Genomic DNA, 9,974 nt, shown 5'->3' with positions numbered 1-9,974 from the left:
TGATCGAGGAATTTACGCTATATTGGGAAAATGTCGGGCTTAACGAGGTAAAAACCTATTTTGACGCGCTCGCCTCAGCCATGAACGACCTCCCGGAGTTTATCCAGAATCAGGACGGAGCGATCCGCACCAACGGAACGACCTATAATATCGACATCAAGGAGGACGATCTGAACGCTTTCCTCCGCTCCAAAAACGATCTGTTCAAGCAGTTTGCCTTCCACTTTGGCGAAGACGAGATTACGGCCTCCGGCCAAAGCGGCACGCTCTCCCTTGAAGTTCAGGGCCACTACAGCGTTGAGGAGCAGCCGCAGAACTCCATCATGTTCCATGTGGATAAGCTCGTATTTAACGGCTATGAACTGCCCGATACGACATGCCGCCAAATGGAGGAAGAGTTCGATTTGGGATTTTATCCGCAGCAAATCGTCTCCTTCGTAAAGGCGACCGAGGTGAAAAGTACGGATAAAAACCTCCATGTCACGCTTAAGCTGTCCATGTAACACAAAAAAGCCGGAGACAAACTGCCCGCGAGTAACGGATCAGCTTCCTCCGGCTTCCCCTCTTACAGCCTCAACGTAATCTGCGGCCGCAGATTTGCCTGTAATATAATCGCCTGATGCTTTGACAAACACATCCCATTTCGCCTGCAGCCTACCTGTGTCCTTATCGGTACCCGCCGTCTGAAGCAGGGAGTTGAGATGGAACGGCAACCCGGCCGGATTGAATACCGTATCGTCGTACAGGCTCTTCAGCGCCGGAAGTTTACCTGTAGCCTGGTACCATTCCTGCTGAACGACTGCCGAGCTCATATACGCAATCCATTCGGCCGCTTCTTTGGCATGCAGCGATCCCGCCGATACGGCGTAGCTTCGGCTGCGCAGGAGCGACGGATAGATGGCGTACAGCTGCTCGGGCATCCGCAGTTCCGCTTTTGCTATCTGAGACTTTGCCGCTACCGAGACGGCGGAAATGGTTAGCGGAAGCTGGGCTCCGCCGGCGCCTTGCTCGGCCTGATCGATTTGCATGAATGACCGAGCCTTGTCGATCCATTCCAGGGATGCCTGGCTCGGGTTTAACGGATCGGTGCCCAGTGCTCCCATCAAAGCTGCAGCATCATAGCCGTCCCCGGACGAAATCTCCAGCAGCTGCTGATGTCCTCGGTTCTTCGTTTTGCTCAGCAGCTCCTTCCAACTGCTTATACCGACTGGAATATCCGTCATTCCCAGCGAATTCAGCGCTTTCATATTCCATGCCAGCACATAAGGATCCATATCGGCAGGCGTTCCCCACTGGTAGCCGTTCCATTCCACCTCTTGCAGCAGCGGGTTGATGGTATCACTATCCGCACGATTGCTTGTATAGAATTCGACTGGCAGCAGGTAGCCTCTGGAGGCCATCGGGCGGACCCACGAGCTGTTGATGAGCATGACATCTGGGCCTTCCCCTACGGCCAAAGCGGACGTCAGCTGAAGGTACGCATCGGCATCCGGGATATTGTTCAATTCCACCGTGGCTCCGGTGTCGGTGACATATGTATGATTCAGCTCCTCGAGCTGCTTAAAATCCTCATCGCTCAGGTGCACGGTGACCCGGATGGGGGATTGGGACGTTCGCTCTTGTGTGGAAGGCTGCGGAAACAGAGACGCGTCATCTTCCTCTTCATGACCCGATGGGGTCTGCGACAAATCCTGCCCCTGGGATAAAGCGGTTAAAGAGAGCAGCAAAATGGCAAACAGAAGCCAGTAATTTTTCCGCCTCAAGTCTCTAGGCCTCCCCTCACAATACTTATACAATATTTTAGCAAATTCATAGGGCGCTTGTCCTATTTTTTTCTGGAAATGTTTAACGGACTGGCAAGAAATGAACCGATGCCCTAACTAATCTACGCCTGTGACTGTCCTTATTGTAATTCGAGTATATTTGATCCGGTGCCTGAAATTGTTAAAACTAAAGAAAGATGTCTATCGACGTACCTTCTAAGAAGACAGACCGCTTTTAACGGCAGTTTTTCTTGCGAGATCAGGAAGCGGAGGCTCCGAAATTTATACGTTCTGATCTCTCTAAAAAAAGCCCCCAGCCGGTTCCGATGAACCGGACAAGGGGGACTTCTTTTTATGTGCCGCTAGTTGGTGGCATCATTTCTCGGGAAATAGTACCAGCTATGAAATCACAGCAGATCGGCTGCGAGCTGGGCCAGCTTGGAGCGCTCGCCTTTTTCCAAGGTAATGTGCCCGCTGATCCCTTCCTGCTTGAATTTCTCCACGATATATGACAGGCCGTTGCTCGATGCATCCAGATACGGATGATCGATCTGCTCGGGGTCACCCATCAGGATAATCTTGCTTCCCTCCCCTACCCTGGAGACGATCGTTTTTACTTCGTGGCGGGACAGGTTCTGGGCTTCGTCCACGATGATAAACTGACCGGGGATGGACCGTCCGCGGATATACGTGAGCGCCTCGACCTGAATGCTGCCCAGACCCATTAAAATTTTATCGATATCGCCCGACTTTTTCGTATCAAACAAAAACTCCAGGTTGTCGTAAATCGGCTGCATCCACGGACGGAGCTTCTCTTCTTTCTCTCCGGGCAGATAACCGATATCCTTGCCCATCGGAACGACCGGCCTTGCGATCAGCAGCTTTTTGTATTTATGTTCATCTTCGACCTTCATCAGCCCGGCTGCCAAGGCAAGCAGCGTTTTGCCCGTACCGGCCTTTCCGGTAATCGTTACGATCGGAATGTCGTCGTTAAGCAGCAGCTCCAGCGCCATGCGCTGCTGTGCGTTGCGTGCGCTAATTCCCCATACGGACTCATTGCTCAAAAAGAGCGGCTCCAGCCGGAGCGCATCCGTATTCACCTTCAGCAAGGCCGATTTCGTGCTCCCCATCTCGTCCTTTAGGATGACGAATTCATGCGGATACAGCGGATAAGGAAGCTGCAGCGGCTTGATGGACAAAAACCGGTACGAATAAAACTCGTCGATGATGGAAGGATGCACCTTCAGCGTAGAATATCCGGTATACAGATCTCCGGGACCTACGGTGCGGTCGGATAAATAATCCTGGGTCACCAGACCAAGCACGTCCGCCTTGATGCGAACGAGCACATCCTTGCTTACCAGCACTACCGACGTCGGGTCCTCCTTGCCCTGCTCCTCCAGATGATAATTTAAGGCGACTGCCAAAATGCGGTTATCATTGGACATTTCGCCGAACATTTCTTGTACTTTCACAAAACTGCGGTGATTCAGCTCCACTTTCAGGCTGCCTTTGTTTTCCAAAAGCACCCCGCTGTGCAAATGGCCGCCGTTTTCCCTCAATCCGTCCAGCAGGCGGGACACCGTCCGCGCATTTCTCCCGATTTCGTCGGCATTCCGTTTCTTGGAGTCTATTTCTTCCAGAACGACGGCCGGAATCACGACTTCATGTTCATCAAACGCAAATATCGCCCGGGGATCATGCAGCAGCACATTGGTATCCAGTACAAATATCTTTCTCATACTTTCTCCCTCCACTGAACTCATAATAAACACATAAATTATTTCGTCATGGACATCCTAAGTTACAACCCGTCATGCCAATTTATGACCTGGAAAGGACGATCACATATGAGAATGTTTTTGCTCGTTGTGTTAACTATGGCTCTACTGAGCGGTTGTAATCATCAGAACACTGCATCACCCTCTCCTCAAAGTCAACAGGGGCCGACAGCCGCATCAACCGGCGACCATCACCGCCTTTCACTCCGGTCTGCAGGAAACACAGCCGTGCGTTCTGCAGAAGATACAACGGACCTGGCTTTAAAAGACCATTTGGAAAACATCGCCGAAAAGGTGAACGGTGTGAAAAAAGCGCATGCAGTCGTGTTAGGCAATACTGCCGTTGTAGGCATCGACGTAGACGGCAATTTGACGCGTTCCCGCGTCGGAACCATCAAATATACCGTTGCCGAAGCACTCAAAAAGGATCCTCGGGGCAAAAACGCCCTCGTGACGGCCGATATGGATTTGTCCAGCCGGATTGCCGAAATCGGTCAGCATATTCAAAAAGGGGAACCCGTATCGGGATTCGCTTCCGAACTGGCGGATATTGTCGGCCGGATTGTGCCGCAGCTCCCGCGCGATGTCAAATCGCGTCAGAACAGCCCTTCTTCGCCAAGCCCAACCCGCTAGAGCATAGGAAAGGCGAAATACCAGCCGAATCAACAAATTTTGCAAAAAGAAAAAAGCCCAGTGATCAGATCACTAGGCTTTTTTGCATGGCGCGTCAAAACATACACCGGATTCAGCAGAATTCGGCACAGAGAGATGAACGGCTGGTTGACGTTGCATTTCATATATTGGAGTCCACTTCGTAACCGTCTCGGACATCGCACTGACCTCCTGTACAGGTTCCATTGTACTCTAGTATATTATATGTCGTCCCAAAACTTGCACCCAACTTTACGGATTCGAGCTTTCATCCGCTGAAGTACCGGCTTCCACGGCAGCCTTGCCGGCAAGCTCGTCCTTCAATGCCTGCTTTGCTTTATCCAGCTCGTCATCGTCTACATACACATAAGGACTTTTCCAGTTGCCGGTAATCGGCATGAATTTGACGTCTTCTTTTTTAATTTTCCAATAAGTTGCAATTATGTTCTTCAATTGATCCTTCTCGATGTCGGTTTCCATGTTGTTATTCATGGCATCCAGCACTCCGCCCAGGCTCGTGACGCCCTTGAACGTCTGCATCTTGTCGATCAGGGAGTGAAGAACTTCGTTCTGTCTGCGGTTGCGGTCAAAATCGTCGGAAGCGTCCGTTCTCGGACGGCAGTTGGACTTCCGGTAGCGCACAAAATCGAGCGCCTGCTTCCCGTTCAGTTCCTGCTCACCCTTCTTCAGGTTGATGTCCGTTCCGTCGGCTTTATCCCGGTAGCACATGTTCTTGTCGACTGTAACGTCAACGCCGCCCAGTGCATCTACCGCATCACGGAAGGCCTGAAAATTCAGCACCGTCACGTAATCGATATCGATGTCCAAATACTTGGAGAACATCGTCTTCATCTCATCGGTCGCCTTGATCCCGGATTGCTTCTCATCGGCCAGGAAATTCGGATAATAAGCATTGGCCTTGTTCTCCCGGTAGCCCTTCAGCTCGATCTTGGTATCGCGCGGAACCGAAACTACCGTTGCCGATTTCGTATCCGGATTAAAGGCGGCGATCATGATGACGTCAGACAAGTGCGTCTTCGTCTCCGGACGATAGTCCGTTCCAAGCAGCAGCATTGTAATCGGTTTGACCTTGGCGGATTGGGAAGGAGCGACCGGTGCATCTACACCTGTGTCCAGAACGCCATGATCCGCTTTATAGTATAAATATCCCGCGTATCCCGCTACGGCGAGTACAGCTAATATAATCAGAATCAATACGAATTTCAAAAACGTTTTGAACCCGCTTTTCTTCTTTTTCTTCTTTAGGGGCACTTTCCCTTTCGGGGTGCCGCCATGAGATCTTGGAGGTAGACTCGTATTGCTGGGACTCATCTCAAACACCTTTTTCATTTATTTTGAGGTAATCTCTCTATAAACGATGACGACCTTCGTAATGTTGCAAAGAGCCGGGCCACAGCGGGCGTATTAGACCCGCTTGGCAGCCGCTTCGGCTTTCTTCTTCTGCCGCGCTTCCACGAAATAGCGGATGCGCACCGTGAACATCAGAGCTACCGCGACAAGCAGACATTGGATGATCGGAAGCTTGTCGTGCTGAAAAATCAGCAGCATCCCGGAGCCGATAGCCATCAGAACATACAGCAGAATCTCTTTGAGAAGCGGAAGCTTCTGTTTGACCCGAAACACCTTGTTGTATACATAGGTGATCAGCACAAAGATGATGATATAGGAGATAATTGGATGTGCTGCTAACCAAGCTTGCACGGACAGTTCACTCCTTCCAGAAATGAGGTGAGGACCTTACCCGGATTACATGTTGGCTTCGGCCATCTTGCGGTGCTTCTCGGCACGTTCGCGCTCACTCTTGTTCAGAATCTTCTTGCGCAGACGAACCGATTTCGGCGTGATTTCACAATACTCATCGTCATTCAAATATTCAAGCGCCTGTTCAAGTGAGAATAGACGAGGCGTCTTCATTTTTACTGTATCATCTTTCGTCGCGGAACGCACGTTTGTCAGCTGCTTCTCTTTGCAGATGTTAACGATGATGTCGTTATCGCGCGTATGCTCGCCGACGATCATGCCCTCATAAATTTCGGTTCCCGGCTCCAGGAACAGGATGCCCCGGTCTTCTACGCCCATCATGCCGTAGAAGGTGCTCGTTCCGGTTTCGCTGGAAACCAGCACGCCCTGATGGCGTCCACCGACTTGACCGCTGTGCAGCGGACCGTAGCTGTCAAAGGCATGGTTCATGACGCCATAACCGCGGGTCAGCGTCAGGAAATGCGTTCGGTAACCGATCAGGCCGCGTGCGGGAATCAGAAACTCCAGGCGCACCTGTCCGCTGCCGGTGTTGACCATGTTCACCATTTCGGCCTTGCGGGAACCGAGGCTTTCCATGACCGCGCCCATGCTCTCTTCAGGCACGTCGATCAGAAGGCGCTCGATCGGCTCCATCTTGGCGCCGTCGATTTCCTTGACGATGACTTCAGGCTTGGAAACCTGCATCTCGTATCCTTCGCGGCGCATATTCTCAATCAGGATACCGAGGTGAAGCTCGCCGCGTCCCGACACGATAAACGCATCCGGGCTGTCCGTTTCTTCTACGCGTAGACTGACATCGGTCTCCAACTCCTTCAACAGACGCTCGCGCAGCTTACGGGACGTTACCCACTTGCCCTCGCGGCCGGCGAATGGGCTGTTGTTGACCAGGAACGTCATCTGCAAGGTTGGCTCGTCAATCTTAAGAACCGGCAGTGCTTCAGGATGGTTCGGATCGGCGATCGTCTCCCCGATATTGATGTCCTTGATTCCGGCGATCGCGATGATGTCGCCTGCTCCGGCTTCTTCCTGCTCCACGCGCTTCAGTCCTTGGAAGCCGAACAGCTTCTCGATCCGGGCGGATTTGCTCTTGCCGTCGCGCATGATGACCGTAACGGCTTGGCCTTGCTTGATCACGCCGCGGTTAACCCGGCCGATCGCAATCCGGCCAAGGTACTCATTGTAGTCCATCAGTGTAACGAGGAACTGGAGCGGCTCATCAACCTTCTCCGTCGGAGAAGGAATGTGCTCGGTAATCGTTTCATACAGGGCAAGCATGTTGTCGTCCTGCTTGTCCGGATCCAGGCTCGAGGTTCCATTCAGCGCCGAAGCGTAAACGACTGGGAAGTTCAGCTGGTCGTCGTTTGCTTCAAGCTCGATAAAGAGGTCGAGCACTTCGTCAATAACTTCGGCCGGACGGGCTGCCGGACGGTCGATCTTGTTGACGACGACGATTGGCGTCAGATTCGCCTCAAGCGCTTTGCGGAGCACGAATTTGGTCTGAGGCATGCAGCCTTCATATGCGTCAACGACGAGCAGTACGCCGTCGACCATCTTCATAATCCGTTCCACCTCGCCGCCGAAGTCGGCGTGTCCCGGGGTGTCCACAATGTTAATCAGAAAATCTTTATACGTAATGGCCGTGTTCTTGGCCAGGATGGTAATGCCGCGTTCGCGCTCCAAATCGTTGGAGTCCATGGCGCGTTCCTGCAGGTGTTCGTGCTTGGCGAATATCCCCGATTGCTGCAGCAACTGGTCAACTAGGGTCGTCTTGCCGTGGTCGACGTGCGCAATAATCGCAATGTTGCGAATTTTATCTCTTGAATGCATGGCTTTTATCCAGATCCTTTCCCTTTCAAATCGTAACGAAGTCTTTCAACAAATGAAGCGTCAGGCGGTAGCGCCGACGCTTCTACATCCCTTATATTATAATGAAGTTTCAGAAAAAAACAAGTGTTTTACAGAAAATAGAAGACCTGATTTACCAGCCGCTCTTCCACTTCCGGTTTCTGGATTTCCCCCTTCCGGCAATGAGCCAAATGCCCAAGGCAATCAGAAGCACGGCGAGGATATAGATCACCGCCGTATGAAGAAGGCTGAAGAAGAACAGCACCAGCGAAGCCAGTCCCAAAATGACGGAGGCAGGAAGCAAGGAGGACGGACGGGGCTTTTCAAACAGGTAATACTCGTACATCCCTACCGCGATCCCGAGCAGAAGGGCGGGCCACAAGTAGGACATCAGCCCCCAGCTGATCGTGCTGCACAGTAAAAATAGCAGCCCGTACACCGTCAAAATACCGCCGGGTACAAGCACCGTGGCACGCGCCCGGTTGCCGAAAAACAGCATATGCAGAACCAGTCCGGGAATCAAAAGGACCAGCGGCCACAGCGTGCGGCCCAAAAACCCGAAAACTCCAAGCTTGCCAAGCAAAATGACGATTCCAGCAATGACGATGAACAGGCCCAGCTTCAAGTCGTTCCTTGAGGACATTCTCCCACCCTCTTCTCTATTGTCGTCCCTTACGCCATACGCAAAAAACGACATATTTTCATCTTTAGTTTATCTGAAACGTGTGAAAAAAACCAGATTGCGCCTTTAATTTTTTAGGCACTGCAGCCCAAAATAACCCTGCAAAGGAAAGGTCCTGCCGCAAGCCAAGATTATTCCCATACTTTGCGATTTTTTATGTTCAAAACAAGAAAAAAACCGGGTTAAACCCGGCTTTTAACGAGATTGTCCTGCTTATGAACGCGGCCGCAGCAGCAGCTGCTTGATACCGCCGGAGACGATCACCAAGCCGGCCAATACGCCAGGAATGAGATGGTGGAATTCCGGCAGAGATGCGGAGAGGAGAGCCCCAAGCCTGTGGTCTTGGAGGACCATCTCACCGGCTGTATAAGCTAGAATGCCCGCCCCGATGTACACGAGCACCGGGAAACGGTGAAGCCAGGTGACGATCAAATTGCTGCCCCAGACGACGATCGGTATGCTGATCGCAATGCCGATCACGATCAGTGCGAGATCTCCGTTGGCGAGTCCGGCAATGGCCAGTACGTTGTCGAGGCTCATAATGAAATCCGCCGCAAGAATAGTCCTGACCGCTTTCCAGATGGTCGAGGATTCCTGCAGCCGGAGCTCATCCTTGTTTTCGATCAGCAGATTTAAGGCGATCCAGATGAGCATGAACCCGCCGACCGCCTGAACATAAGGGATTTTCAGCAGAATGACCGCAATAAAAGTCAACAGGCACCTCAGGATAACAGCGCCGAGCGCTCCCCACCATACCGCCTGTTTACGCTGCTTCTCCGGCAGGTCCTTGCTCGCCAGAGCAATCACGACGGCATTGTCACCGCTTAGGACCAAATTGATCATAAGGATCTGAATGAGCAGCCAAATCGATTCCAAAGGCCAACACCTCCACTCTACATCTATGTGCGAGTTGGCCAGGCTATGCTTGACTTCACATGAAAAATTAGCCTATAATGAATCGATTTGCTATTGAACTCCGTATACAGTCATAATAAGGAGTGACCTGATTTGGACAGTGTAATAGAATTTTTAGTTAGTTTGATCAAAATCGTCTTTTTGGATTTAATATTGGCTGGCGATAACGCCATCGTAATTGGCCTTGCTGCGAGGAATCTTGCTCCCTCGACTCAGAAAAAGGCTATTTTTTATGGAACCGGAGGCGCAGTCCTGCTCCGGATCATTGCGACGATCGTCGTCGTCTGGCTGCTGAAAGTGCCGTGGCTGCTTGCCCTGGGCGGTGTCATGCTCGTATGGATCGCCTACAAGCTGCTGGCCGATAACGACGATCACACGGACATCAAGGCAGGCCAGACCTTATGGGGAGCAGTACGGACTATCATCGTGGCGGATGCCGCGATGGGGCTGGACAATGTGATCGCCGTGGCCGGCGCAGCCGAGCAGAATATCATCCTCGTCATTCTCGGATTGCTTATCAGTGTTCCGATTGTCGTTTGGGGAAGCACCCTGTTT

9 protein-coding genes and 1 pseudogene are annotated in these 9,974 nt (G+C 51.8%); 3 read left to right on the top strand and 7 right to left on the bottom strand.

Features of this window, described 5'->3' with window-relative positions; translation table 11 throughout:
• A pseudogene (locus tag CPT76_RS22445) lies at window positions 1-503 on the top strand (hypothetical protein); the annotation flags it as partial.
• A gap of 39 nt (window positions 504-542) precedes the next feature.
• Here CPT76_RS22445 and CPT76_RS40320 read toward each other — a convergent pair.
• The gene (locus tag CPT76_RS40320) at window positions 543-1,763 is read right to left on the bottom strand and encodes an extracellular solute-binding protein (RefSeq protein ID WP_105444518.1); all 1,221 of its coding nucleotides are present in this window, start codon (window positions 1,761-1,763) and stop codon (window positions 543-545) included.
• A gap of 407 nt (window positions 1,764-2,170) precedes the next feature.
• Window positions 2,171-3,505: a PhoH family protein gene (locus tag CPT76_RS22435; RefSeq protein ID WP_076169830.1), complete on the bottom strand. Its 1,335-nt coding sequence runs from the start codon at window positions 3,503-3,505 to the stop codon at window positions 2,171-2,173.
• A gap of 48 nt (window positions 3,506-3,553) precedes the next feature.
• Here CPT76_RS22435 and CPT76_RS22430 point away from each other — a divergent pair, with 48 nt between their 5' ends.
• A complete protein-coding gene (locus CPT76_RS22430) occupies window positions 3,554-4,177 on the top strand; it encodes a YhcN/YlaJ family sporulation lipoprotein (protein ID WP_306434088.1) in 624 nt (207 codons plus the stop codon).
• Between the two features lie 270 nt (window positions 4,178-4,447).
• Here CPT76_RS22430 and CPT76_RS22425 read toward each other — a convergent pair whose 3' ends face one another.
• The 5 genes from CPT76_RS22425 to CPT76_RS22405 all read right to left on the bottom strand — a co-directional run bounded on the left by CPT76_RS22425 (window position 4,448) and on the right by CPT76_RS22405 (window position 9,380).
• Window positions 4,448-5,527, bottom strand: coding sequence for an LCP family protein (locus CPT76_RS22425; RefSeq protein WP_105444716.1), 1,080 nt, complete (start codon window positions 5,525-5,527; stop codon window positions 4,448-4,450).
• 93 nt (window positions 5,528-5,620) lie between these two features.
• Window positions 5,621-5,917: a YlaH-like family protein gene (locus tag CPT76_RS22420; protein WP_105444517.1), complete on the bottom strand. Its 297-nt coding sequence runs from the start codon at window positions 5,915-5,917 to the stop codon at window positions 5,621-5,623.
• 45 nt (window positions 5,918-5,962) lie between these two features.
• On the bottom strand, window positions 5,963-7,804 hold the full coding sequence (gene typA, locus CPT76_RS22415) for a translational GTPase TypA (RefSeq protein WP_105444516.1): 1,842 nt from the start codon (window positions 7,802-7,804) through the stop codon (window positions 5,963-5,965).
• 151 nt (window positions 7,805-7,955) lie between these two features.
• Window positions 7,956-8,465, bottom strand: a complete 510-nt coding sequence (locus tag CPT76_RS22410) for a hypothetical protein (RefSeq protein ID WP_105444515.1) — start codon at window positions 8,463-8,465, stop codon at window positions 7,956-7,958.
• Window positions 8,466-8,717: 252 nt separating this feature from the next.
• On the bottom strand, window positions 8,718-9,380 hold the full coding sequence (locus tag CPT76_RS22405; protein ID WP_105444514.1) for a TerC family protein: 663 nt from the start codon (window positions 9,378-9,380) through the stop codon (window positions 8,718-8,720).
• 132 nt (window positions 9,381-9,512) lie between these two features.
• On the opposite strand from CPT76_RS22405, the gene CPT76_RS40315 reads away from it, so the two are divergent.
• A partial coding sequence (locus CPT76_RS40315) for a YjbE family putative metal transport protein (RefSeq protein ID WP_258168738.1) occupies window positions 9,513-9,974 on the top strand: 462 nt, incomplete at its 3' end.

The sequence above is a fragment of the Paenibacillus sp. AR247 genome, assembly GCF_002968895.1.
Classification (GTDB): domain Bacteria; phylum Bacillota; class Bacilli; order Paenibacillales; family Paenibacillaceae; genus Paenibacillus_AQ; species Paenibacillus_AQ favisporus.
The sequence above is the reverse complement of the archived record's forward strand: the minus strand, read 5'-3'. Positions and strand labels throughout refer to the sequence as shown.

Bases quoted from the DNA above. Each gene is read 5' to 3' on its own strand.
- typA (WP_105444516.1), bottom strand. From the start codon at position 7,804: ATGCATTCAAGAGATAAAATTCGCAACATTGCGATTATTGCGCACGTC.
- CPT76_RS22435 (WP_076169830.1), bottom strand. From the start codon at position 3,505: ATGAGAAAGATATTTGTACTGGATACCAATGTGCTGCTGCATGATCCC.
- CPT76_RS22425 (WP_105444716.1), bottom strand. From the start codon at position 5,527: ATGAGTCCCAGCAATACGAGTCTACCTCCAAGATCTCATGGCGGCACC.
- CPT76_RS22430 (WP_306434088.1), top strand. From the start codon at position 3,554: ATGGACATCCTAAGTTACAACCCGTCATGCCAATTTATGACCTGGAAA.
- CPT76_RS22410 (WP_105444515.1), bottom strand. From the start codon at position 8,465: ATGTCCTCAAGGAACGACTTGAAGCTGGGCCTGTTCATCGTCATTGCT.